Origin of the sequence: Erwinia sp. S38, from assembly GCF_016624545.1 — a bacterium.
GTDB lineage: Bacteria > Pseudomonadota > Gammaproteobacteria > Enterobacterales > Enterobacteriaceae > Erwinia > Erwinia coffeiphila.
Genome location: NZ_JACVTS010000006.1, coordinates 82,828 through 105,344 on the forward strand (window position 1 = coordinate 82,828; position 22,517 = coordinate 105,344).

24 protein-coding genes and 1 other annotated feature are annotated in these 22,517 nt (G+C 52.6%); of the genes, 10 read left to right on the forward strand and 14 right to left on the reverse strand.

The genetic code is table 11. The features are described 5' to 3' along the window. Positions 1 to 138: 138 nt before the first annotated feature. From IBT46_RS08920 to IBT46_RS08930, 3 genes are all read right to left on the reverse strand, one after another. Positions 139 to 357, reverse strand: coding sequence for an HHA domain-containing protein (locus IBT46_RS08920; protein ID WP_105591157.1), 219 nt, complete (start codon positions 355 to 357; stop codon positions 139 to 141). Between the two features lie 27 nt (positions 358 to 384). Beyond that, positions 385 to 765: an Hha toxicity modulator TomB gene (gene tomB, locus IBT46_RS08925; RefSeq protein ID WP_200545380.1), complete on the reverse strand. Its 381-nt coding sequence runs from the start codon at positions 763 to 765 to the stop codon at positions 385 to 387. 146 nt (positions 766 to 911) lie between these two features. Further along, on the reverse strand, positions 912 to 1,265 hold the full coding sequence (locus IBT46_RS08930; RefSeq protein ID WP_200545381.1) for a hypothetical protein: 354 nt from the start codon (positions 1,263 to 1,265) through the stop codon (positions 912 to 914). A 413-nt stretch (positions 1,266 to 1,678) separates the two neighbouring features. On the opposite strand from IBT46_RS08930, the gene IBT46_RS08935 reads away from it, so the two are divergent. From IBT46_RS08935 to IBT46_RS08945, 3 genes are read left to right on the forward strand one after another with little or no spacing between them, the layout of a single operon-like run. Continuing rightward, positions 1,679 to 2,368, forward strand: a complete 690-nt coding sequence (locus tag IBT46_RS08935) for a metal ABC transporter ATP-binding protein (RefSeq protein ID WP_200545382.1) — start codon at positions 1,679 to 1,681, stop codon at positions 2,366 to 2,368. After that, positions 2,365 to 3,228, forward strand: coding sequence for a metal ABC transporter permease (locus IBT46_RS08940; RefSeq protein WP_200545383.1), 864 nt, complete (start codon positions 2,365 to 2,367; stop codon positions 3,226 to 3,228). The genes IBT46_RS08935 and IBT46_RS08940 overlap by 4 nt, the downstream gene beginning before the upstream one ends. A gap of 4 nt (positions 3,229 to 3,232) precedes the next feature. After that, positions 3,233 to 4,111: a metal ABC transporter substrate-binding protein gene (locus IBT46_RS08945; protein ID WP_200545384.1), complete on the forward strand. Its 879-nt coding sequence runs from the start codon at positions 3,233 to 3,235 to the stop codon at positions 4,109 to 4,111. Positions 4,112 to 4,153: 42 nt separating this feature from the next. On the opposite strand, the gene IBT46_RS08950 is transcribed toward IBT46_RS08945, so the two are convergent. The 5 genes from IBT46_RS08950 to IBT46_RS08970 all read right to left on the reverse strand — a co-directional run bounded on the left by IBT46_RS08950 (position 4,154) and on the right by IBT46_RS08970 (position 10,441). Beyond that, positions 4,154 to 5,134 (reverse strand): LA_2272 family surface repeat-containing protein, encoded by a 981-nt coding sequence (locus IBT46_RS08950; protein WP_234480040.1) that lies wholly within the window; start codon positions 5,132 to 5,134, stop codon positions 4,154 to 4,156. A gap of 411 nt (positions 5,135 to 5,545) precedes the next feature. Next, positions 5,546 to 5,686 carry a type B 50S ribosomal protein L36 gene (gene ykgO, locus IBT46_RS08955; protein WP_071997379.1) on the reverse strand — a complete coding sequence of 47 codons (141 nt, stop codon included), beginning with the start codon at positions 5,684 to 5,686 and terminating at the stop codon, positions 5,546 to 5,548. A gap of 9 nt (positions 5,687 to 5,695) precedes the next feature. Then, positions 5,696 to 5,956 (reverse strand): type B 50S ribosomal protein L31, encoded by a 261-nt coding sequence (locus IBT46_RS08960; protein ID WP_105590823.1) that lies wholly within the window; start codon positions 5,954 to 5,956, stop codon positions 5,696 to 5,698. A gap of 119 nt (positions 5,957 to 6,075) precedes the next feature. Continuing rightward, a complete protein-coding gene (gene acrB, locus IBT46_RS08965; RefSeq protein WP_200545386.1) occupies positions 6,076 to 9,225 on the reverse strand; it encodes a multidrug efflux RND transporter permease subunit AcrB in 3,150 nt (1,049 codons plus the stop codon). 16 nt (positions 9,226 to 9,241) lie between these two features. Then, positions 9,242 to 10,441: an efflux RND transporter periplasmic adaptor subunit gene (locus IBT46_RS08970; RefSeq protein WP_200545387.1), complete on the reverse strand. Its 1,200-nt coding sequence runs from the start codon at positions 10,439 to 10,441 to the stop codon at positions 9,242 to 9,244. A gap of 140 nt (positions 10,442 to 10,581) precedes the next feature. Between IBT46_RS08970 and acrR the strand changes: the two genes are divergently transcribed. Further along, on the forward strand, positions 10,582 to 11,223 hold the full coding sequence (gene acrR, locus IBT46_RS08975; protein WP_200545520.1) for a multidrug efflux transporter transcriptional repressor AcrR: 642 nt from the start codon (positions 10,582 to 10,584) through the stop codon (positions 11,221 to 11,223). Here acrR and rsmS read toward each other — a convergent pair. From rsmS to priC, 3 genes are read right to left on the reverse strand one after another with little or no spacing between them, the layout of a single operon-like run. Next, the gene (gene rsmS, locus IBT46_RS08980) at positions 11,220 to 11,369 is read right to left on the reverse strand and encodes a pleiotropic regulatory protein RsmS (RefSeq protein ID WP_200545388.1); all 150 of its coding nucleotides are present in this window, start codon (positions 11,367 to 11,369) and stop codon (positions 11,220 to 11,222) included. The two genes, acrR and rsmS, sit on opposite strands and share 4 nt — an antisense overlap. Positions 11,370 to 11,411: 42 nt before the next feature. Further along, complete coding sequence (locus IBT46_RS08985) at positions 11,412 to 11,657, reverse strand: hypothetical protein (RefSeq protein ID WP_105590828.1); 246 nt, start codon at positions 11,655 to 11,657, stop codon at positions 11,412 to 11,414. Between the two features lie 48 nt (positions 11,658 to 11,705). Beyond that, complete coding sequence (priC, locus tag IBT46_RS08990) at positions 11,706 to 12,242, reverse strand: primosomal replication protein PriC (RefSeq protein ID WP_200545389.1); 537 nt, start codon at positions 12,240 to 12,242, stop codon at positions 11,706 to 11,708. A gap of 65 nt (positions 12,243 to 12,307) precedes the next feature. On the opposite strand from priC, the gene IBT46_RS08995 reads away from it, so the two are divergent. Then, positions 12,308 to 12,685, forward strand: a complete 378-nt coding sequence (locus IBT46_RS08995) for a DUF454 family protein (RefSeq protein WP_200545390.1) — start codon at positions 12,308 to 12,310, stop codon at positions 12,683 to 12,685. Positions 12,686 to 12,841: 156 nt separating this feature from the next. Further along, a complete protein-coding gene (apt, locus tag IBT46_RS09000; RefSeq protein WP_200545391.1) occupies positions 12,842 to 13,393 on the forward strand; it encodes an adenine phosphoribosyltransferase in 552 nt (183 codons plus the stop codon). Between the two features lie 105 nt (positions 13,394 to 13,498). On the opposite strand, the gene IBT46_RS09005 is transcribed toward apt, so the two are convergent. The 3 genes from IBT46_RS09005 to IBT46_RS09015 all read right to left on the reverse strand — a co-directional run bounded on the left by IBT46_RS09005 (position 13,499) and on the right by IBT46_RS09015 (position 17,395). Then, positions 13,499 to 14,191, reverse strand: coding sequence for a hypothetical protein (locus IBT46_RS09005; protein WP_200545392.1), 693 nt, complete (start codon positions 14,189 to 14,191; stop codon positions 13,499 to 13,501). A gap of 507 nt (positions 14,192 to 14,698) precedes the next feature. Next, complete coding sequence (gene bamA, locus IBT46_RS09010; RefSeq protein WP_200545393.1) at positions 14,699 to 17,116, reverse strand: outer membrane protein assembly factor BamA; 2,418 nt, start codon at positions 17,114 to 17,116, stop codon at positions 14,699 to 14,701. Positions 17,117 to 17,122: 6 nt separating this feature from the next. After that, on the reverse strand, positions 17,123 to 17,395 hold the full coding sequence (locus tag IBT46_RS09015) for a hypothetical protein (protein WP_200545394.1): 273 nt from the start codon (positions 17,393 to 17,395) through the stop codon (positions 17,123 to 17,125). 152 nt (positions 17,396 to 17,547) lie between these two features. Here IBT46_RS09015 and dnaX point away from each other — a divergent pair, with 152 nt between their 5' ends. The 4 genes from dnaX to htpG all read left to right on the forward strand — a co-directional run bounded on the left by dnaX (position 17,548) and on the right by htpG (position 22,450). Continuing rightward, positions 17,548 to 19,488, forward strand: coding sequence for a DNA polymerase III subunit gamma/tau (gene dnaX, locus IBT46_RS09020; protein WP_200545395.1), 1,941 nt, complete (start codon positions 17,548 to 17,550; stop codon positions 19,486 to 19,488). Beyond that, positions 18,824 to 18,885 (forward strand) — a sequence feature (DnaX frameshifting element). (Overlaps the previous gene by 62 nt.) 52 nt (positions 19,489 to 19,540) lie before the next feature. After that, positions 19,541 to 19,870 carry a YbaB/EbfC family nucleoid-associated protein gene (locus tag IBT46_RS09025; RefSeq protein WP_105590835.1) on the forward strand — a complete coding sequence of 110 codons (330 nt, stop codon included), beginning with the start codon at positions 19,541 to 19,543 and terminating at the stop codon, positions 19,868 to 19,870. Then, a complete protein-coding gene (gene recR, locus IBT46_RS09030) occupies positions 19,870 to 20,475 on the forward strand; it encodes a recombination mediator RecR (protein ID WP_105590836.1) in 606 nt (201 codons plus the stop codon). The genes IBT46_RS09025 and recR overlap by 1 nt, the downstream gene beginning before the upstream one ends. A gap of 106 nt (positions 20,476 to 20,581) precedes the next feature. After that, on the forward strand, positions 20,582 to 22,450 hold the full coding sequence (gene htpG / locus IBT46_RS09035) for a molecular chaperone HtpG (RefSeq protein ID WP_200545396.1): 1,869 nt from the start codon (positions 20,582 to 20,584) through the stop codon (positions 22,448 to 22,450). The last annotated feature ends 67 nt before the right edge of the window (positions 22,451 to 22,517 follow it).

The following is a 22,517-nucleotide window of genomic DNA, read 5'->3' on the forward strand; positions in this document are numbered from 1 at the left end:
CATCCTTTCTGCACATCAACGATTGGTTTCAATGAATTTTGGGACAATCTTTACGGTGTACTGCTGGTTGGACGTCGCCCGTTACGCCCTGGCCAGCTCTGCCCACGCTACTCTATTAAAATCAAAACCATTTAAATGTTAGCGTACAAATTTCCACACGGAAACGGGGACTTTGTCATAAAGTTTATTCATGGTTAGTTCAGCAAGACGATGATCGGCTGCTGAATAAAATATAGCCAATTCGTCATCAGATAATTCGTACTTGTTCTTTTCAATCACGCGCTCGAGGGTGTCAATAGAACGACAGCGTCTGAGGCGCATCAGATAATCAGTTTTAGTTAAAAGTTTGTCAGTCATCATTAAACCGTAAGGAGTAGTGGGTTACTAAAATGAATGGCTGGCCTGGATTTGGCCGGGCGCACACTCTTCTGCAAAAATGCTGAACAGGCGTTTTGCTGATTTTTGCCAACGCTGAAGATCCTGTGCATTTATGCCGTAGTTGCTGAATAACATAAAAGTATCATCGAGATAATCGTCAATCTGTCCAATCAGATCGGTATCATCAACGTGCTTGATTTTGTAATTCATAGTAAAAGCAGCAATGTGTTCAATCAGATCATTAAGCTGCAGGTTGATGGCAGAAGTAGGATCGTTAACCCAGCCGTGGTGGCTGTCGCCTAACGTTGCCATACTTTCATCATACAGGTTTTCACACAAGAATTTCAGCTGTGCAATATCATGCCTTCTCGGTGAGTATTCGTCCATCTTTTTCCCCTCCATCGCTAGAAAAACATGCTTATTAACAGCACTTTTATACTCGGTTGGCCAGGAAGTGATAATTACTCTTCAAATGAAACATCTATTTAAAATATAACTTAGTTTCATTTTTTTGTTAACTAATTGACTGATTATTACAATTCTTCTGACATAGAGTCCGGCTCGTTGTCTATGAAATCAAACCGCAATGCACCATCTGAAAGCACAAAGTTGACTGAACTATAAGTGGTTTCGTCTGAATCAATATCAAGACAGGCATTGAAGACGTTCCAAAGGAAACTATAGTTCATTTTATAACGCGATTGCCCCAAGTCTTCCAGAGAAATAACATTCAGACTATTCGGAACATAACGAGCATTAGGGGAATACCAAGTCAAATTCCCGACCAGCTCATCCTCTATTTTAGGAATGTTCTGTTTAATTTCCTCTATTAACTCTAGTGGAATAATGACATTTTGACGATTTTTTAATGGTAAAGTTCTGTGCATTTTTCACCCTGAAGTTAATTGTTGCTAATAAAGATGATGCATTTTTACAGCTAAAGCCAATCGGTTGTCATTCTGGTTTAGCCTATCGTTTTGATTTGTCAATTGATTATTATTTTCTGTGGATCCTATTTTTTTTGAGTGACTTCACGCTTGTTGAATTTTCTTTATATAAATCACCGCGAAACACGTTACGGCATAATGTAATACTTAGATACATTTTAATCTTATCAATTCGCCAATTTTAGCAGTAAATTTGCGTTATGTTATAACATATTGAATGATGCTATGCGCTACCCATCCTCTCCTTTTTATCGATTCGGCACCCTGTTCAGTAGCCCTGCCTGGCTAAGAGCGATGCTATCCATCGTAGTGGTCCTGCTGCTTTTGTTGATGACAAAATGGGCGATCGCTTGATGATTACACTGAACAAACTCGTCGTTGGTTATCAACAGCGTGCTGTCACCCCTGAGCTGGTGGGTGAGTTTACCCAGGGAAGTATGACAGCACTGGTCGGCGATAACGGCAGCGGTAAATCGACGTTACTAAAAACGCTGTGTGGCATGATCCCGCCGGTGAGTGGCAGTATCAGCCTGCCAACTCCGCGCCCAACGATTGCGTGGCTACCGCAGCATGCAGAACTTGAAAAAACGTTTCCCCTCACCGTGTTCGATCTTGTAGCGATGGGCTTCTGGCGGCAGTGCGGCTGGTTCGGTGCTATTAATCGCCAGCAAAGGAAACAGATTTTTGAGGCCCTGGAACGGGTCCGTATGTTGCCGTTTGTCGATGCATCGCCGGGTACGCTTTCTGGCGGGCAGCTGCAACGTGTACTGTTTGCCCGCCTGCTGATCCAGGATGCCGAACTGTTGCTGTTAGATGAGCCGTTTAGCGGCGTAGACAGCGATACGATTGCTCTGCTTATCGAGCTGCTGGCGGAGCGCCATCGAGCCGGCTGCACGTTAATTGTCGTTCTGCACGATATGGCGACGGTCGCTAATCATTTCCCTCAGGTCCTGCGTTTAAAACCGAATCATAGCGAATGGTCCTGCCGTAGCTGCGGTGTGACGGGGCTGAAATTTTCACGCAGCGCGGGGGAGCGAGCATGATACTCATTGAGCCTTTTATCGAATTTGGTTTCATGCGTCGTGCGCTGGTGGCCTGTGTCGCTCTTTCGATTAGTGCAACGCCACTCGGTGTTTTTTTACTGCTTCGACGTATGAGCCTGGTAGGGGATGCATTGTCCCACGCGGTGCTCCCCGGTGCGGCGATTGGCTATTTGATCTCGGGACTGTCCCTGGTGGCAATGGGTATTGGTGGTGCGATTGCCGGGCTGACGGTAGCACTGCTGTCCGGCGCGGTCAGCCGCTATACACCGTTGCGGGAAGATGCCAGTTTTGCCGGTTTCTATCTTGGTTCGCTGGCGCTAGGGGTTACGCTGGTTTCCCTGCGCGGCTCCAGTGTCGATCTGCTGCATGTACTGTTTGGTTCGCTGCTGGCCGTTGATGCGCCATCAATTTTGCTGGTCAGCAGTATCAGCGGTATTACGTTACTGGTGCTGGCACTCATCTATCGTCCATTAGTGATCGATGCTTTCGATCCTACGTTTCTTGCTGCGCAGAATCGCTGGACCTCACCGCTGGTACACGGAATCTTTCTGATACTGGTGGTGATCAATCTGGTTGCGGGCTTCCAGGTGCTGGGAACGTTAATGAGCGTCGGTCTGATGATGCTGCCTGCTGCCAGTGCCCGCTTCTGGAGTCGCCATCTCTCCGGCACTCTCGCCGCCGCGATGCTGCTGGCAATAATTTCCAGTTTTAGCGGTCTTTGCGCCTCATTTTATCTCTCTCTGCCTGCCGGACCCGCCGTGGTACTGAGCGCGGCAGTACTGTTCTTTATCTCGATTTTATTTGGACCCTGCGGCGGTATTTTTTCCGTACGCAGAACATTGTCTATGGCGAAGGAGTAAAAATATGAAGAAGTTACCTTTGGCGCTGGCACTGTCAGCCCTGTTGGCCGCTCCGGCGGTGATGGCAAACACGGTACAGGCCGTGGCCAGTTTTAGCGTACTGGCTGATATCGTACAAAACGTCGGCGGTGAGCATGTGGTGGTCAAAAGTCTGGTCGGGCCAAATGGCGATCCGCACAGCTTTGAACCGACACCAAAGGACAGTCAGTCACTGGCTCATGCCGATTTAGTGTTTGTCAGCGGCCTTGGGATGGAGGGGTGGATGGATCGCCTGATTACTTCTTCTGGTTATAAAGGGCAGACCATTGTGGCTTCCAGCGGTATTAATACGCGAAAAATGGAAGAGGATGGCAAAACAATTACCGACCCTCATGCATGGAACAGCATGCAGAATGGTGTGATCTATGCGACTAATGTGATGAATGCCCTGATTGCCGCCGATCCAACTGATGCAGCCTACTTCCGCCAGCAGGGTAATGCCTACATTGAGCAGTTGAAAAAGCTGGATAGCTGGGCACAGCGGGAATTCGCGCAGATCCCTCAATCGAAGCGCAAGGTATTAACCAGTCATGACGCGTTTGGCTATTTCGGCCAGCGATATGGCGTCAGCTTCCTGTCTCCGGTCGGGTTTTCGACGGAATCTGAAGCCAGTGCATCAGATGTAGCCAGCCTGATTAACCAGCTTAAGAAAGAGAAGATTAACGCGTGGTTTATTGAGAATCAGACCGATCCTCGCCTGGTAAAACAGATTGCCTCTGCCACCGGTGCAAAACAGGGTGGAGAACTTTATCCAGAAGCCTTAACGGAAAAGGGCGGGGAAGCCGATAGCTACGTGGCCGCGTTTAAACATAACGTCACCGCGATGGTTGCCAGTATGAAGTAAATCAACAAGGCGGATCGTCTGGCGATCCGCCCTGTTTATCGATCAGAATGAACGGTGGTAGTTGACCAGCGGCAGTACCGGAACGGTGGCATTGGTTGCAATATTAATGACACCGATCTGTAACCCTTCAAGATTTTTGGTGGCGTTGACCAGACCAAACTGGAAGGACGTACTTTCGGAATAGTTAAAAGCACCAATGTCTGCGTTGGTGGTACCCGAAGAGGCGTTCACTGCGCCGAAGTTGAAACCGTTGACGTTATGAGCCACGTTGACCACGCCGATGTTTCCACCCTGCACATCGTTCGCCATGTTCACCAGACCAATATTGGCCCCCTGAACGTTATGCGACATGTTAATCGCACTGAAGTTAGCTCCCACGGTATCCTGCGACAGGTTATACAGTGGCGAAATGTTTAAACCGGTAATGTTGCCCGAAACGTTGACCAGGCCGAGGTTAAGCCCCTCAATGTTACCTTCGCTCCAGTTACCGACAGCGCCAATGTTGACGCCGGTGGCATTGCCGGTGTGGTTGAGGAGGCTGACGTTAACCCCGGTGCTGTCACGCTGGGTCCAGTTAAAGGGCGCAACGTTTATCCCCTGCAGGTTGCCCGTGGTGTAGTTTCCGAGCGCACCAAAGTTAATACCGCTCATATCGGCAGTTTGCGTTGCAACACCCAGATTAATACCGGTGAACCGCTCTGCGCCACTATACAAACCCAGGTTAAAGCCGGTCATATCACCCACTTTGTTGGCAAGGCCGATGTTCACGCCATTGTCAGTGCCGCCGTGCCAGTTAAACAAACCAATCGCAACACCGTTCATACCGTTTCGAATATGCGAACCGGCAACGGCACCGATCTGCAACCCGTTAAGCTGATCCAGCTCGCCGTATCCAAGGATCGGCAGGTCAAAACCATTAACGGTTCCGGTATTGCTGTACAGGAAGCTGCCGTGAAAACCATTCACTTCGTTATCATCTGGCAGGTTATTGAATGAGGAGAGTTGAATGGGTGTGGAAGCCATACTGGCCGCAGAAAACATAACGCATGACAAGGCTAATGCTAATGTTGAACGTTTCATTTTGATATCCCTATTTAATTATGATGCGTAACATTATTGAATGACAGGGGGTCATATAATGTAGTGCCACTACACTGCAGCAATCGCCAAATATCGAAGTAATCAAAGTGATACTGCGATGGTGGAATGATGATGCTTCGTATAAATTACTGATTTAACGATGATTTCTTTGACAAAAAATGCGCATAAACACACCGTCAACGGACGGTTTTTAGCGTGGCAATCAGGTTAAATAGATGGATTTTCGAGGAAAAAAAATTATTCAATGCGAAGGGAGAGGGTGGTTGAAAATAAAAAGACACAAAATAGGCGAACCCTTTGATGATTCGCCTGGCACATTAAGTTCATTTTAACTTAGCGTTTTTTCTTTCTTCCCTGCACTGCTTTAAAGCGAGGGTTGCTTTTACAGATCACAAATACCCGGCCGTGGCGGCGTACGATTTTGCAATCTTTGTGACGCTTTTTGGCTGATGCCAGCGAGCTTAATACCTGCATGGGAAGCCCTTACTTTTTCATTACGTTGAGAATGCCACCAAAGCGCTGGCTGAAACGCGCGGCGCTACCTTCTTTGGCAAAGTCTTTCTGTTTACCGGTGTAGTACACGTGTGATGCGGAAGAGACATCCAGCGTTACGTAAGGCATAACTTTGCCATCATGTTCGATGGTGCGGTCGGTTTTAATTGTCGATCCCACCACAAAGTAAGCATCGGCCGTGGTGTCATGGAACACCACCTGACGGTAGGCAGGATGAATACCCTGTTTCATCGTTTACTCCATTTGTTATGTTATACTATAACAATAGTATGCGCCGACGTTTGTGAAATTGCAACTGCAAAAAAAGAGGCCGCACAGGGCGGCCTCTTAAGGATTTCGACAACGGTCGATTATTTGTGGTGTTCAACCGGATGGCTGTGTTCCAATTCCTCTTTGTTCTTACTAAAGCGGCGGCGAACCACCACAAAGAACACAGGGACGAAGAAGATAGCCAGAACGGTTGCGGTAACCATGCCGCCCATTACGCCAGTACCTACGGCGTTCTGCGCGCCGGAACCGGCACCGGAACTGATCGCCAGCGGCAGTACGCCGAGGATAAATGCCAGAGAGGTCATCAGAATAGGACGTAAACGCATACGTACCGCTTCCAGAGTCGACTCGACCAGCCCTTTTCCTTCCTTCTCCATCAGGTCCTTAGCGAACTCAACGATCAGGATGGCGTTTTTCGCCGATAGCCCTATGGTGGTCAACAGTCCCACCACAAAGTAAACGTCGTTACTCAGCCCACGCAGTGTGGTGAAGAGCAGAGCCCCCACAACACCCAGTGGAACGACCAGCATTACCGAGAACGGGATCGACCAGCTCTCGTACAGTGCTGCCAGACAGAGGAAGACCACAATCAGTGAGATGGCGTACAGGGCAGGGGCCTGGTTTCCTGACAGACGTTCCTGATAGGACATACCGGTCCACTCATAGCCGATACCCGTTGGCAGTTTAGCCGCCAGCTCTTCCATCAGGTTCATCGCATCACCCGAGCTTTTGCCCGGTGCCGGCTGGCCCAACAGCTCCATCGAAGGCAAGCCGTTGTAGCGTTCCAGACGCGGCGAACCGTAGATCCACTGACCGGTGGTAAAGGTGCTGAATGGCACCATTTCACCGCTGGTGGAACGGACATACCAGTTGCCGATATCGCTTGGGAGCATACGGTAAGGGGCTTCACCCATCACGTACACTTTCTTCACACGGCCGCGGTCAATGAAGTCATTAACGTAGGAACCGCCCCAGGTTGCGGCCAGCGTGGTGTTGATATCAGAGAGTGATACCCCCATCGCGCGCGCTTTTTCTTGATCGATGGTCAGCTTGTACTGCGGCGTGTCTTCCAGGCCGTTAGGGCGAACACCGACCAGCGTATCCGGGTGCTGTGCAATCATGCCCAGCAGCTGGTTACGGGCTTCGGTCAGCTTCTCGTGGCCCAGGCCAGCTTTATCGGTCAGCTGGAAGTCGAAACCGGTCGCCGTACCCAGTTCTACGATGGCTGGCAGGTTGAATGGAATCACCATGGCATCTTTAATCGATGACAGTGCACCCATCGCCCTGGCGGCAATCGCCGGTACTTTGTTTTCCGAACTGGCTCGCTCATCCCAGTCTTTCAGGCTGACAAACGCAATACCGGTATTCTGTCCACGTCCTGCAAAGCCAAAGCCGTTTACGGTAAACACCGAGTTCACGTTGTCTTTTTCTTTGGTCAGATAGTAGTCAGTCACCTGATCCAGCACTTTCTGAGTACGTTCCTGAGTGGCACCAGCAGGCAGCTGCGCCATGGTCAGTAACACACCCTGATCCTCTTCCGGCAGGAACGAGGTTGGCAGTCGCAGGAACAGGAAGGCCATGCCCACAACGATCAGCAGATAAATCACCAGATAACGGCCGGTGCTGCGAACGATATGACCCACGCTATCGGTATAGTGCTGGGTACTCTTATCGAACAGACGGTTGAACCAGCCAAAGAAGCCGGTGGTTTTACCGTGCTCGCCTTTAGCAATCGGCTTCAGCATGGTGGCGCACAGCGCCGGGGTCAGGATCAGTGCCACAATCACCGACAGCACCATCGCAGACACGATGGTAATCGAGAACTGACGATAAATAACCCCGGTTGACCCACCAAAGAAGGCCATCGGAATAAATACCGCAGACAGAACAAGGGCGATACCCACCAGGGCACCCTGAATCTGCTCCATCGATTTTCGCGTGGCTTCCTTCGGCGGCAGGCCTTCTTCGGCCATCACGCGTTCAACGTTCTCCACCACGACGATGGCGTCATCTACCAACAGGCCTATTGCCAACACCATACCGAACATCGTCAGGGTGTTTATCGAATAGCCGAAGGCGCTGATAATGGCAAAAGTACCCAGCAAGACTACCGGTACCGCAATGGTTGGAATCAACGTAGCGCGGAAATTTTGCAGGAACAGATACATTACCAGGAACACCAGCACGATCGCTTCAACGAGCGTTTTAACCACTTCATTAATCGAAATTTTAACGAAAGGTGTAGTGTCGTACGGGTAAACCACTTTCAGGCCGGACGGGAAGAACGGTTCCAGCTTGGACAGTTCAGCTTTCACAGCAGAGGCTGTATCCAGTGCGTTTGCACCGGTCGCCAGCTTAATCCCCAGACCAGAAGCGGGTTTACCGTTAAAGCGGGCGATGATCTCATAGTTTTCACCGCCCAGTTCGATCTGCGCAACATCCTTCAGACGAACCTGCGAACCATCGGTATTCACCTTCAGCAGAATATTGCCAAACTCTTCAGCCGAAGTCAGGCGCGTCTGTGCAATGATCGAGGCGTTAAGCTGCTGCCCCTTCACCGGCGGTGACCCACCCAGCTGGCCCGCTGCAACCTGGGAGTTCTGCGTATTGATTGCGCTGATCACATCCACGGGAGTTAGCTGGAAGTTATTCAGCTTATGCGGGTCCATCCAGACACGCATGGCGTACTGCGCACCGAACAGCTGCGTATCACCGACGCCAGAAACGCGACTGATCGGGTCTTTTACGTTGGACCCGATGTAGTCGGCGATATCGTTTTGCGTCATGGTGCCGTCTTCGTTAATGAAGCCGGCAACCATCAGGAAGCTGCTGGAGGATTTCTGAACGCGAATACCCTGCTGCTGTACTTCCTGTGGCAACAGCGGCATGGCCAGCTGCAGTTTGTTCTGAACCTGAACCTGAGCAATATCGGCGTTGGTGCCGGACTCAAAGGTCAGCGTCAGCTGCAACGTACCCGTTGAGTCACTGCTTGAGCCCATATACATCAGGCCATCAATGCCGTTCATATTTTGTTCGATAACCTGCGTGACGGAGTCCTGCAAGGTTTTCGCATCAGCACCCGGGTAGGTGGCAGAGATCTCGATTGCCGGTGGTGCAACGTTAGGATATTGCTCAATCGGCAGTTTCAGGATCGACAATGCGCCCGCCAGCATAATAATGATGGCGATAACCCAGGCGAAGATCGGGCGATCGATAAAAAACTTAGCCATGAATCAGTGGCTCCTGTTAAGACTTGCTTTGTTCAGACTGCGCCTGAGGCTGTGTTGCTGCTTTGGAGCTGTCTTCGCTAACTTCCTGTGGCGTTACGGCTGCACCCGGTCTGACGCGCTGTAGTCCGGTCACAATCACCTTGTCACCATCTTTCAGCCCACCGGTAACCAGCCATTTGTCGCCTATGGCCTGGTCGGCGGTCAGATTGCGCACTTCAACCTTGTTGTCTGCACCCACGACCATCGCCGTAGCCTGACCGGTTGGTGTACGGGTTACGCCCTGCTGTGGAACCAGCAGCGCATTTGGGTTGGTGCCTTCATCCAGACGAGCACGAACAAACATGCCCGGCAGCAGACTGTGATCCGGGTTAGGGAACACGGCGCGCAGCGTGATAGAACCGGTGGTTTCATCGACGGTGACATCAGAGAATTCCAATGTACCGCTCTGCGCATACTCGCTACCATTCTGCATTAACAGCTTAACTTCGGCCTTGCCGTTTGCCTGCTGCAGCGTACCGGCATTCAGTTCATTGCGGAGACGAATAAAGTCTTCGCTTGACTGAGTGACATCAACATAAATCGGGTCCAGCTGTTGAACGGTAGCCAGGGCAGTTGTCTGGCCACTGGTCACCAGTGCACCTTCGGTAACGGAAGATTTACCAATACGGCCACTGATAGGCGAAGTGACTTTGGTGTAAGCCAGATTAATGCGCGCGCTTTCCACCGAGGCCTGGGCTGCCTGAACGGCTGCTGCGGTCTGGCTCTGCGTGGCGATCGCCTGGTCATAATCCTGCTGACTGATGTACTTGGTACCCAGCAGAGGTTTGTAGCGTTTAACCGTCAGGCTGGCGATTTGTGCATTAGCCTGTGCCTGAGCAAGAGAACCCTTCGCACTTTCCCACTCGGCTTTATAGGTCGCCGGGTCAATTTGATAGAGGGATTCACCCGCCTTAATGTCGCTACCTTCAACAAAATTGCGTTTCAGAATAATGCCAGAAACCTGCGGGCGAACTTCTGCGATACGGAAAGATGAGGTACGACCTGGCAGGTCGGTAGTAATTTTTAGTGGTGCACTTTTCAGCGTGACGATACCCACTTCAGGTGCCTGTTGTTGCCCAGCCTGTTGTTGCTCTTTGTTGTCGCATCCTGTCAGAACCAGGGTGCCTGAAAGCATCAGAACGGCTGCCAGAGGCGTTAGCCCTCTGTTTTTGTTCATAAATAAACCTCGAATGTCCGGTATCGATTGTTCAATGGATCACAAACTCATAAACCCATTGCTGCGTTTAAATTATGGTCGTGCTATGGTACATACATTCGGAAATGTATGTAAATCTACCATTTTGTAAAAACCCCACTATGGCACGAAATACCAAACAGCAGGCGCAGGAAACGCGCAATCACATTATCAATGCAGCGATCGAACGCTTTTCAGAAGTCGGCGTTTCCAAAACGTCGCTGGCTGATATTGCCGCTGCCGCTGGCGTTACACGGGGGGCAATCTACTGGCATTTTAAAAATAAAACTGATTTGCTAAACGAAATCTGGGCACAGTCCGACTCCGTTATGGCGGATCTGGAAATTGAGTATCAATCAAAATACCCGGCGAATCCACTGTCTGTTATGCGAGCAATGATACTGTATGTCTTTGACGCGACAACCAGCGATCCAAGAAGACGGGCATTGATGGAAATTATTTATCACAAATGCGAATTTGTTGGTGAAATGGCCACGCTGCAGCTCATGCAGCAAAATCTCTATCTGGAATGCTATGAAAAGATAGAGGATGTATTAAAACAGTGTATACAGGCAAAACAGCTGCCTGAAAACCTCAATACTCCGCGCGCTGCCATCGTCATTCGTGGCTACATCAGCGGAATTATCGAAAACTGGCTGTTTATGCCGGATAGCTTCAACCTTGCTGAAGATGCGCCGCAGCTGGTCGATACGCTGGTGGAGATGCTGATCCATTGTCCAACGTTACGCCATCCCTCCCGCTAAGCTTTTTCGGCAATCTTTCGCTCAAAGTCTCGCTGAACGATAGCCAATGCAGCCAGAACCGTTTCCGCATCCAACTGATTTTCCTCCAGTAGCATAATAAGATCAACGGCCAGTTTGACCTCTTTGGGGGCGTTTTCCAGCGACATGATGACTCCTTATTTTCGATTCCGGGACGATAACAATACGGTTCAGATACGCAAAATTTTAATGACCACACCCATCACCAACGCCCCTGCCAGCGCCATCAGCTCGGAGCGGACATCCATCAGTGCCAGCGTACCAAAACCAAAATAGCTGCTGATATAGCCGCCGATCAGTGCACCAATCGTGCTCAAAACCAGCGTTGCGGCTCGTCCACCGGGGCGGCCGGGAAAATAGCGCCTGATAAAAATACCGACAAGTAACCCAATGATAATCCAGGAAAGCAGCCCCATTTTACCTCTCCAGCCAGATTGTGCTGTTAGTATAGTTCGCCTTAACGGCTAGCGATCGCGTTCGCGATTTTCAATACTGCGTTCAATGCGTTTTAGCGCCTGCAGACATCGCTGCAGGCGACCTTCCAGTGCGGCAAGTTCGCGCTGAAGCTGCTGTTGTTGCGCCAGCGTCTCCTGAATTGCAAGCAGGCTTTCGCGATCGGCAATCATCGCCCGTAGGCGGCGCTCGAAATCCTGATGCTGGGAGAGTTTCTCATACAGATTTTCTTTTTCCACCACCGGTTCGGCTTCGCGGCTGCGCAGCGTCTGGGTGGCCAGTTCACGCTGTAATGCCCCCATCTGCAATACCACGCGCTCGGCCATCCAGGCAACGCGCTCGGCGCGGTTGTCCTGCACGCTTTGCTTTAACTGCATCATCGTCTGCTGCACTTCCACCAGATAATCCCCCAGTCGGGTGGAATGGCCGTGAAACAGCTGATGATCGAAACGCGCCTTTGCCGTGCGCTGATTGGCGTGTGGCTCCACGGCGCGAGCCAGTTGTGCCAGCTGAGTATCCAGCTGCTGCAATAAACCTGTACTTTTCATGTTCTTCTCCGTGGCCACGATCGCGATATGATAACCTGTTTACGACATTTTTTTACGGGTGCACGATGCAACGTTACATTTTATTGATTCTTGGCTGGCTTGCGATGGTGCTGGCGACGCTTGGTGCCGTTTTGCCGCTGCTGCCGACAACGCCGTTCCTGTTACTGGCCGCCTGGTGTTTTGCCCGATCGTCGCCGCGCTTCCATCACTGGTTGCTTTATCGTTCCGTATTTGGCCGCTACCTGCGTCACTGGCAGCAGCATCGTGCCATGCCGCCCGGTGCAAAAAGTAGGGCGATAGTTTTTATCCTGCTGTCCTTTGCTTTTTCACTGTGGATGGTAAAAATTCTTTGGGTTCGCCTGATGTTACTAACGATCCTGTGCTGTTTATTGGTGTTTATGGCCCGGCTTCCGGTCGTTGAGGAAGAGCAAGAAAATCGCTGATTTTCTTAAACGCGGTTGCAATTGTTCGGCGGTTTGCATAGATTTGGTCGTTTTCGTGCGTGGCTTCCCTCCTTCGTTAGAATTTCACCCGACCGTTTCGCGGCTGGGGGAGATGAAGCTGCGCGAGTCAGATTTGTATTTACCAGGCATAACATTATGACCGCGACTGCGCAGCAGCTAGATTTTCTTAAAAACAGTATCAAAAGCATCCAGGACTATCCAAAACCGGGCATCCTGTTTCGTGATGTCACCAGCCTGCTGGAAGACCCGAAAGCGTACGCGCTGAGCATTGAGCTGTTAGTTGAACGCTACCGTAACGCGGGTATCACCAAAGTTGTGGGTACGGAAGCACGTGGCTTCCTGTTTGGTGCACCCGTTGCACTGGGTCTGGGGGTGGGCTTTATTCCCGTGCGTAAGCCGGGCAAACTGCCGCGCCAGACTTTCTCCGAAAGCTATGAGCTGGAATACGGTACCGACCGTTTAGAACTGCACTGTGATGCCATCCAGCCGGGTGATGTTGTTCTCGTCGTGGACGATCTGCTGGCGACCGGTGGCACAATTGAAGCGACCGTTAAACTGATCCAGCGCGCGGGTGGCACGGTGAAAGATGCGGCCTTCATCATCAATCTGTTTGACCTGACCGGTGAAGCACGCCTGAAGGCGCTGGGGCTGAATGTTTACAGCCTGGTGAACTTCCCGGGGCACTGATGCTGTTTCGGTGGGCAGCGGCGTTGCTGCTCACCGTCATCCCTTCTGCAAGATTTCGCTATTCTTGATGGCGTTTCTGACTAAATATCACCCTTTCTTACCCCGTCAATTCGCCGCTGGAGCATCGGAAAAGGCAAGCCCGGCCGTTTGCGATTCCGGATTCGTCGTAACTGGAGCGGTAAGCTTGCCCGTCTGCGATTTCGTCTCGGGGACTGTCGGTGCCGGGCGTTCCTGATCCTGGCTATCGTTATTTTGGGGCTTGGTCACTTCAGGTGTGCTGGGTTTCGCTTCCGCTTTTTTCTTAGCAAGCGGGGAAACAGGCGTTATCGCCGGGGGTTGATTGATCTGTAATACGGGTAAGTCAGCAAAGGTGATCTGCCGCCGATCAACCGCAGCCAGAATTTCATCAGTACAATCCACCTGCTTTTCGCTACTGGCCAGCGCCAACTGAGCCGGGAAAATAGCGCCGATGCTATGTTCTTTACGCCACTTTTCTGCTTCTTCGTAAATGATTTTTTTCAGAGCATCGCTCACACCGCGTTCTTCCACGCTAAACTGCCTGACCAGTGTTTCCTCGGCGTTACTGAAGACCCGCTGCTGCTCCTCTTCAGGGGCGTTCTGATAACTTCTGTGTAAATCCTCCATGCCCTGCTGGAAGCGCCTGTCGATAATACTGAGATGCTCGCGCCCGGCCTTTCCGGGAGCAGACTGAGCAATAATTCTTTCCACATCCAGCAGAGCGATCCGCTCTGGAATGCCCTGATGCTGATGAAAAATATAGCCCACGGCCACAATCAACAGGACGCTCAGTACCGCGCAAAGTATTTTCATTCGGTGTTCTCACTTAATCTGTAAATGACCAGCAGCAGCGCTGGCAGGGGTAAACGGCAGACAACAGTCAAACCCGGTGCAGGATGCTGTACCAGGGGAACGGTGAAATTGATGTTCAGGTGGGGCAGGTCATAGTCAATTTCCTTTTGACGTTATTGGCAGGACCACATCCTTAAGATATTACCCAATCCATTTTCGAGAAGTTGTCTCCCCAATAGCTGGCGCTATATTGCATATTCTATGTGGTTTTTTTTGGCTTTTAGTGTGTTGATAATTAAATTCAGCTTATTTTAAGTAAAAATAAAGGCCACCGGCGAAGGTGACCTTTGATTTACTTTATAACAACGATGGTGAGGAGTTTGCTCAGAACTTTCCCACCAGGAGATAATACCATTCTGTTAAGTAATGAATCTGTCAACGATAAATACGATCGGGTAATATTTTTGTAATTTTCTACAATTTAAATATCGCCGATCACCATGTTTTACCAATATTGAACTGGAACTGCTCCGATTTATCACCGTCATACTTTTTCAGCGGTAGCGCGTAAGAGAAGACCAGTGGGCCAAGCGGTGACTGCCACTGGACGGCCAGACCGGATGAAACGCGAACCTGGGACGGATCGCCGTAGTCTTGAATCCCGGCGGCTTCGGTCTGCTCGGTGTTTTGCCACTGGGTATCCCAGACCGTTCCGGCGTCAACGAACAGTGAAGTCCGCAGCGAGCTGGCATAGCGATCGCCGACAAACGGAGTGGGCAGGATCAACTCGGCGCTGATGATAGCCATCGCATCGCCGCCCACCGCGTCGGTCGATTTCTCCACCGGGCACGCGCCGTAGCTGCTTTCACTGCCGTTGCAGCGGTAATACGCCGCTTTTGGACCAATGGTATTCGACGAGAAGCCGCGGACGGTGCTGGAACCACCGGCATAGAAATTATCATAGAAGGGCACGTCGCTGCCGCCCAGACCGCCCGCGTAGCCCAGCTTGGTTCGGGTCAGCAATACCCAGCTGTGGCTGTCGCTCAGCGGCAGATAGGCGCTGGCGTTCAGGGTATTTTTAAAGTAGCTGTTGCTTGAGCCTGGCAGGGTGATTTTGCTGGTAAAGCTGGCGCTGACGCCGGAGGTCGGGAAGAAGCCCCGGTCCAGCGAGTTATAGCTCCAGCCAATGCTGGCGAAGACATCGTTGGCGACAAAATCAGAGTTGCTGTCACCGTCCTTGGTGACCACCGCCGGATCGATCCCGCGTGAAGCCAGGTAGCGCCAGGTGGCCAGCTGCGGTTCCATATCGGTCAGGCTGTTATAAACATAGTCCAGCCCCAGGTTCATCATGCTGTGTTCGCTGACCGGCAGGCCAAGGTTGCTGCCGAAGCCGAAGCTTTTCAGATTATATTCCGCCAGCGAGTTATCTTCGGCGCTGTAATCGTTATAGAAAAACTTGCCGCCGAGACTGACGCCGTCCACGGTGAAATAAGGATCGGTGGCGGAGACTTCAACATAGGTCTGATAGTCGTTTTTGGTCCCGCTGAAGCTGACGCTGTTGCCGGTGCCCAGCCAGTTATCCTGCGTCACGCCAACCTGGAAGCTGATGCCGCTGTCGGTGCCATAGCCGATACCGAAGTTCAGGGTGCCGGTATTGCGCTCCTTCACTTTGTACACCACATCAACCTGGTCGCTGCTGCCGGGAATACGCTGCGTTTCGGTTTCCACGCTTTCAAAATAGCCCAGCCGGTTAAGCCGCTCTTTACCCTGTTCCACCAGATCGCTGCCCAGCCAGGCACCTTCCATCTGGCGCATTTCCCGCCGCAGTACCGCATCGCGCGAGGTGTCATTACCGTTAAAGATAATATGGCGCACGGTAAAGCGATGACCGGCATCGACGTTAATTCGCAGCTTGACGGTTTTCGCCGTGTCATCGATCTCCGGCTGAGTCTGCACCCGGGGCCAGGCGTAGCCGTAGCGGCCCAGCAGTTTCTTGATATCGTTTTCAATGCGCGTGGCCTGGGCTGCGCTGTAGGTTTCACCCGGCTTGATGCGCGCCAGCTCTTCGATCTGCGCGGAATACCCCGCAAGATTACCGCTGACTTCCGCTGACGACAGGGTATAGCGCTGGCCTTCGGTAAGGTTGACGGTAATGAATAAGCTCTTTTTATCCGGCGTCATGCTGATTTGCGTGGAGTCGACGGAAAAACGGGCGTAGCCGCGATCGAGGTAGAAGCTGCGCAGCGTTTCGATATCGCCCGCCAGTTTTTGCTTTTGATATTTCCGATCGCCGACCAGATTCCACCAGGGTACTTCATCGCGCAGCTGGAAGTGGGAAAGCAGTTCGTCGGTGCTGAAGGCGTGGTTACCGATCAGGTTAATCTGCTGAATTTTGGCGGAAACGCCTTCCGTAAAGACCAGCTTTAAATCGACGCGGTTGCGCGGTAGGGGCGTGACAACTGCCTTAACATTAGCGCTGTATTTACCCACGCTGAAGTAGAAATCCTCCAGCCCTTTTTCAATCGAGGTGATGGTGGTGCGATCCAGCGCTTCCCCCACGCGCACCCCGGATGCCTCCAGGTTTTGCGTCAGCATGTCATCTTTGATCGCTTTATTACCGGCGAAGGTGATGCTGGCGATGGTCGGCCGCTCTTTTACCTGCACGATTAACGTTGTGCCGTCGCGAAGTACCTGCACATCCTCAAAGTTACCGCTGGCAAAAAGGGCGCGAACCGTCTCGCTGAGATCCTGCGCGGAAACCGTATCGCCGGTTCGTACCGGCATATTCAGCAAGACGGCACCGGGCGTAACGCGCTGCAGGCCGCTAAAGGTAATATTATTTACCTTAAAGTCATCCGCACCATAGGCAGCCAGGCTACTTAATAAAAGCAATCCAGGAAAATTCTTTTTCATTGGGTTTCAGTCAGGAACCTGTATTGAAATAGGGGGAACACAATAAAATGAAATCGTGTCAGTAAGTGGCGGTTGCATTTGCCAAGCCGACTCTGTTGATAACTGACTGTATTTTATTTTTTTGATTCCCTTGCGTTTGGCTATTTTCAAAAAAATTACATCTTGCTGGGGCTTCTTTAACAGAAGGATGGTGTGGTGTTTTATTTTATTTTTTACAGGCTGGTAAATTAACTCTGTGAGTTTTTTATCATTAAAGCGTAAATAAATTGCCTGATTCATTTTGAATAAAAAAACATCTCTTTCCCGACAGTGGCTGCGTCAGGTTTTGTGAGCGTGCTCGGTATAGGGAACTATCCGACAGGAACCGCGACGGGCGGGAGAGGATTCTGTTATAGTATCTTCTTTTGATTCAGAACAATGATGAAGTCCGAATGAGCTATCAGGTACTGGCCCGTAAGTGGCGTCCACAAGCGTTTACTGAAGTCGTTGGTCAGGAGCATGTCCTGACCGCGCTGGCTAACGGTCTTTCGCTGGGCCGTATCCATCACGCTTATCTGTTTTCCGGCACTCGCGGCGTCGGGAAGACGACGATTGCCCGTCTGTTAGCCAAAGGGCTGAACTGCGAAACCGGCATCACCGCTACGCCGTGCGGCCAGTGCGATAACTGCCGTGAAATCGAACAGGGGCGCTTTGTTGACCTGATTGAGATCGATGCCGCATCGCGCACCAAAGTCGAAGACACCCGTGACCTGCTGGATAACGTGCAGTACGCACCGGCGCGCGGGCGCTTTAAAGTCTATCTGATCGACGAAGTCCATATGCTTTCGCGTCACAGCTTCAATGCGCTGTTGAAGACGCTGGAAGAGCCGCCTGAACACGTCAAATTCCTGTTAGCCACCACCGATCCGCAGAAGCTGCCGGTGACCATCCTGTCGCGCTGTCTGCAATTCCATCTGAAAGCCTTAGATCAGGATCAGATCCGCGGTCAGCTTGAGCATATCCTGCAGGTTGAGCAGATTTCCGCTGAAACGCGTGCACTGCAGCTTCTGGCGCGCGCCGCCGACGGCAGTATGCGCGATGCCCTCAGCCTGACCGATCAGGCTATCGCCATGGGGCAGGGGGCGGTCACTACGGTGACGGTGAACGATATGCTCGGCACGCTGGACGACGAACAGCCGCTGGCGCTGATCGAAGCGCTGGTCAGTGCGGATGGTGCGCAGGTGATGGCGCTGCTCAACCAGGCGGCATCGCGCGGCGTGGAGTGGGAAGCGTTGCTGGTAGAAATGCTGACCCTGCTGCACCGCATTGCGATGGTGCAGCTGCTGCCCTCGGCGCTTGGTGAGGATATGGCCACGATTGAACAGCGTCTGCGCGAGCTGGCACGAGTGCTGCCGCCAGCAGACGTACAGCTTTATTACCAGACGCTGCTGGTGGGGCGCAAGGAGCTGCCGCTGGCGCCGGATCGCCGCATGGGCGTTGAAATGACGCTGCTGCGAGCGCTGGCCTTTCATCCTAAAGCGGTGATTGCTGAACCTGTTGCCCGGCCGGCTATTATCGCCCAGGCCGTACCCCAGACTGCACCTCAGGCTCCGCTGACGCCACCATCCCAGCCGGCAGTCGCGCATACTATTCCAGATGCGCCGCCGCCTCAGGGATTGCCTGACACCACCAGCCAGCTGCTACAGGCGCGTACTCAACTGATGCGCCAGCAGGGAGCAACCAAACCAAAAAAGAGTGAGCCGGCGGCGCAGGGTGCGCGGCCGGCCAGCTCTGCACTGGAGCGTCTGGCAGCCGCAACTGAACGTGGGCAGAAGCGCCCGCGACAGGATGCTGCACCCGCCGCACCGGTAAAAGAGGAAGCGTACCGCTGGAAGGCGCAGACGCCGAAGGAAGAGGTGAAAGCTGAACCGGTAGCCACGCCGAAAGCGTTGCGCAGCGCGCTGGAGCATGAAAAAACGCCGGAGCTGATCGTCAAACTGACGGAGGAATCACTGGAGCGTGATGCCTGGGCGGCCGAAATAGCCACCCTGACCATGCCGCGGCTGGTGCAGCAGCTGGCGCTGAATGCGTGGAAAGAGGTGACGGACGGCGGTGTTTGTCTGCATCTGCGGTCCAGCCAGCGGCATCTGAATTCCCCGTCGGCGCAGAAGGCGCTGAATGATGCCCTCAACAATGCCGCCGGTCATCCCATTGAATTAACCGTGGTGGAAGATGATAATCCTGCGGTGCTGACGCCGCTGGAGTGGCGGCAAAAAATTTATGAAGAGAAGCTGGCGCAGGCGCGCCAGTCGATTATCGCGGATAATAATATTCAAACGCTGCGACGCTTTTTTGACGCAGACGTTGATGAAGAGAGTATCCGCCCTGTGTAACCCGCCGCATCACCGTTTTGTTGGTGTGGCCTGAGCGAAAGAGAGAGAACTTATGTTTGGTAAAGCCGGATTGGGTAACCTGATGAAGCAGGCCCAGCAAATGCAGGACAAAATGGCGCAGGTTCAGGAAGAGATCGCCAAAATGGAAGTGACCGGTGAATCCGGTGCCGGCCTGGTGAAAGTGACCATTAACGGCGCGCACAACTGCCGTCGTGTGGAAGTGGACCCAAGCCTGCTGGAAGATGACAAAGACATGCTGGAAGATCTGGTTGCTGCGGCATTTAACGATGCGGCTCGCCGCGTTGCTGAAGCGCAGAAAGAGAAAATGGCCGCCGTGTCATCCGGTATGCAGCTGCCACCTGGCTTCAAGATGCCGTTCTGATGCAGACCAGCCCGCTCCTTGAAGCACTAATGGAGTCGCTGCGTTGCCTGCCGGGCGTTGGGCCTAAATCGGCCCAGCGCATGGCTTTTCAGCTGCTGCAACGCGACCGTAGCGGTGGTATGCGCCTGGCACAGGCTCTGACTCGTGCGATGTCTGAGATTGGCCACTGTGCGGACTGCCGGACCTTTACCGAGCAGGAGATCTGTACCATCTGCGCGAACCCACGTCGCCAGCAGAACGGTCAAATCTGTGTCGTTGAAAGCCCGGCGGATATTCATGCCATTGAACAGACCGGGCAGTTTTCCGGCCGTTACTTTGTGCTGATGGGCCATCTTTCCCCGCTGGACGGCATCGGACCGGGAGATATCGGCCTGGATCGTCTGGAGCAGCGGCTGGAAAAAGAAACCATTCAGGAAGTGATCCTCGCGACCAACCCGACAGTAGAAGGTGAGGCAACCGCCAACTACATTGCCAGCCTGTGTGAACAGTATGGCGTGGAAGCCAGCCGCATTGCGCACGGTGTTCCGGTCGGCGGCGAGCTGGAAATGGTCGACGGCACGACGCTGTCCCATTCACTGGCCGGGCGCCACAAGATTAAATTCTGACCATTCAAACGGCACGAGTTTTCGTGCCGCCTTGAAAATCCAGCGCTTCTCCCCCATCTCTACCCTCAACGTTCATCAACCTGTTTTAGTTGAGGTAGCAATGACCATGAAAGGACAAGAGACGCGTGGCTTCCAGTCAGAGGTGAAACAGCTTCTGCACCTGATGATCCACTCACTCTATTCAAACAAAGAAATCTTCCTGCGCGAACTGATCTCCAACGCCTCGGACGCTGCGGATAAACTGCGCTTCCGTGCATTATCCACCCCCGATCTTTACGAGGGTGACGGCGAGCTGCGCGTACGTGTTTCTGTCGACAAGGAAAACCGTACCCTGACGCTGAGCGATAACGGTATCGGTATGCGTCGTGACGAAGTCATTGAAAACCTGGGCACCATTGCCAAATCTGGTACTAAATCCTTCCTCGAGTCCTTAGGCTCCGATCAGGCGAAAGACAGCCAGCTGATCGGCCAGTTCGGCGTGGGCTTCTACTCGGCGTTTATCGTTGCGGATAAAGTATCCGTGCGTACCCGTGCTGCCGGCGCTGCCGCTGATGAGGGCGTATTCTGGGAATCCGCAGGCGAAGGTGAATACACCATCGCGGATATCACCAAAGAAGATCGCGGCACCGAGATTACGCTGCACCTGCGCGAAGGCGAAGACGAGTTCCTCGATGCATGGCGCGTGCGCAGCATTATCAGCAAATACTCCGATCATATTGCCCTGCCGGTTGAAATTGAATCCCGTAACGAAGAAGACGACACCACCAGCTGGGAAAAAATCAACAAGGCTCAGGCGCTGTGGACCCGCAGCAAGTCTGAAATCAGCGAAGACGAATACAAAGAGTTTTATAAGCACGTTGCTCACGACTTCACCGACCCGCTGACCTGGAGCCACAACCGCGTGGAAGGTAAGCAGGAGTACACCAGCCTGCTCTATATTCCGGCTCAGGCACCGTGGGATATGTGGAACCGCGATCACAAACACGGCCTGAAGCTGTACGTGCAGCGCGTGTTTATCATGGATGACGCAGAGCAGTTTATGCCGAACTATCTGCGCTTCGTGAAGGGGCTGATCGACTCAAACGATCTGCCGCTGAACGTCTCCCGTGAGATCCTGCAGGACAGCCGCATCACTCAGACCCTGCGCAGTGCACTGACTAAGCGTTCTCTGCAGATGCTGGAAAAAGTGGCGAAGGATGACGAAGAGAAATATCAGACATTCTGGCAGCAGTTCGGCCTGGCACTGAAAGAAGGCCCGGCGGAAGACAGTGCGAACATCGAAACCATCGCCAAACTGCTACGCTTTGCCTCAACCAGCAGCGAAGGCCCGGCACAGACCGTGTCGCTGGAAGACTACCTCAGCCGCATGGTGGAAGGTCAGGAGAAGATTTACTTCATTACTGCCGATAGCTATGCCGCGGCGAAGAGCAGCCCGCATCTGGAGCTGTTCCGCAAAAAAGGTATCGAAGTCCTGCTGCTCTCCGATCGCATCGACGAATGGATGATGAGCTACCTGACCGAGTTCGACGGCAAGCCGTTCCAGTCCGTCAGCAAAGCCGACGATGCGCTGAGCAAGCTGGCCGACGAAGAAACCGAAGAGCAGAAGGAAGCCGAGAAGGCGCTGGAGCCGTTCGTTGAGCGCGTGAAAACGCTGCTGGGTGAGCGTGTGAAAGAAGTGCGTCTGACTCACCGTCTGACCGATACCCCGGCCATCGTCACCACCGACGCGAACGAAATGAGCACCCAGATGGCCAAGCTGTTTGCCGCTGCGGGCCAGGACGTGCCGGACGTGAAGTACCTGTTCGAGCTGAACCCGGATCACGCACTGGTTAAACGCGCTGCCGATACCCAGGACGAAGCGCGCTTCGCCGAGTGGATCGAGCTGCTGCTGGATCAGGCGCTGCTGGCCGAGAAGGGCTCGCTGGACGATCCAAACCAGTTTATTCGCCGCATGAACCAGCTGCTGTTGGGCTAATCATCAAGCACGTGAACTGAAAGGGGCCGGATTATCCGGCCCCTTTTTGCGTCCATCTGCCGACCTC

What these genes read in the sequence shown, in the direction of transcription:
- IBT46_RS08920 (WP_105591157.1), bottom strand. Translation starts at nt 357, where the DNA reads ATGACTGACAAACTTTTAACTAAAACTGATTATCTGATGCGCCTCAGA.
- tomB (WP_200545380.1), bottom strand. Translation starts at nt 765, where the DNA reads ATGGACGAATACTCACCGAGAAGGCATGATATTGCACAGCTGAAATTC.
- IBT46_RS08930 (WP_200545381.1), bottom strand. Translation starts at nt 1,265, where the DNA reads ATGCACAGAACTTTACCATTAAAAAATCGTCAAAATGTCATTATTCCA.
- IBT46_RS08935 (WP_200545382.1), top strand. Translation starts at nt 1,679, where the DNA reads ATGATTACACTGAACAAACTCGTCGTTGGTTATCAACAGCGTGCTGTC.
- IBT46_RS08940 (WP_200545383.1), top strand. Translation starts at nt 2,365, where the DNA reads ATGATACTCATTGAGCCTTTTATCGAATTTGGTTTCATGCGTCGTGCG.
- IBT46_RS08945 (WP_200545384.1), top strand. Translation starts at nt 3,233, where the DNA reads ATGAAGAAGTTACCTTTGGCGCTGGCACTGTCAGCCCTGTTGGCCGCT.
- IBT46_RS08950 (WP_234480040.1), bottom strand. Translation starts at nt 5,134, where the DNA reads ATGGCTTCCACACCCATTCAACTCTCCTCATTCAATAACCTGCCAGAT.
- ykgO (WP_071997379.1), bottom strand. Translation starts at nt 5,686, where the DNA reads ATGCAGGTATTAAGCTCGCTGGCATCAGCCAAAAAGCGTCACAAAGAT.
- IBT46_RS08960 (WP_105590823.1), bottom strand. Translation starts at nt 5,956, where the DNA reads ATGAAACAGGGTATTCATCCTGCCTACCGTCAGGTGGTGTTCCATGAC.
- acrB (WP_200545386.1), bottom strand. Translation starts at nt 9,225, where the DNA reads ATGGCTAAGTTTTTTATCGATCGCCCGATCTTCGCCTGGGTTATCGCC.
- IBT46_RS08970 (WP_200545387.1), bottom strand. Translation starts at nt 10,441, where the DNA reads ATGAACAAAAACAGAGGGCTAACGCCTCTGGCAGCCGTTCTGATGCTT.
- acrR (WP_200545520.1), top strand. Translation starts at nt 10,582, where the DNA reads ATGGCACGAAATACCAAACAGCAGGCGCAGGAAACGCGCAATCACATT.
- rsmS (WP_200545388.1), bottom strand. Translation starts at nt 11,369, where the DNA reads ATGTCGCTGGAAAACGCCCCCAAAGAGGTCAAACTGGCCGTTGATCTT.
- IBT46_RS08985 (WP_105590828.1), bottom strand. Translation starts at nt 11,657, where the DNA reads ATGGGGCTGCTTTCCTGGATTATCATTGGGTTACTTGTCGGTATTTTT.
- priC (WP_200545389.1), bottom strand. Translation starts at nt 12,242, where the DNA reads ATGAAAAGTACAGGTTTATTGCAGCAGCTGGATACTCAGCTGGCACAA.
- IBT46_RS08995 (WP_200545390.1), top strand. Translation starts at nt 12,308, where the DNA reads ATGCAACGTTACATTTTATTGATTCTTGGCTGGCTTGCGATGGTGCTG.
- apt (WP_200545391.1), top strand. Translation starts at nt 12,842, where the DNA reads ATGACCGCGACTGCGCAGCAGCTAGATTTTCTTAAAAACAGTATCAAA.
- bamA (WP_200545393.1), bottom strand. Translation starts at nt 17,116, where the DNA reads ATGAAAAAGAATTTTCCTGGATTGCTTTTATTAAGTAGCCTGGCTGCC.
- IBT46_RS09015 (WP_200545394.1), bottom strand. Translation starts at nt 17,395, where the DNA reads ATGAATCAGGCAATTTATTTACGCTTTAATGATAAAAAACTCACAGAG.
- dnaX (WP_200545395.1), top strand. Translation starts at nt 17,548, where the DNA reads ATGAGCTATCAGGTACTGGCCCGTAAGTGGCGTCCACAAGCGTTTACT.
- IBT46_RS09025 (WP_105590835.1), top strand. Translation starts at nt 19,541, where the DNA reads ATGTTTGGTAAAGCCGGATTGGGTAACCTGATGAAGCAGGCCCAGCAA.
- recR (WP_105590836.1), top strand. Translation starts at nt 19,870, where the DNA reads ATGCAGACCAGCCCGCTCCTTGAAGCACTAATGGAGTCGCTGCGTTGC.
- htpG (WP_200545396.1), top strand. Translation starts at nt 20,582, where the DNA reads ATGAAAGGACAAGAGACGCGTGGCTTCCAGTCAGAGGTGAAACAGCTT.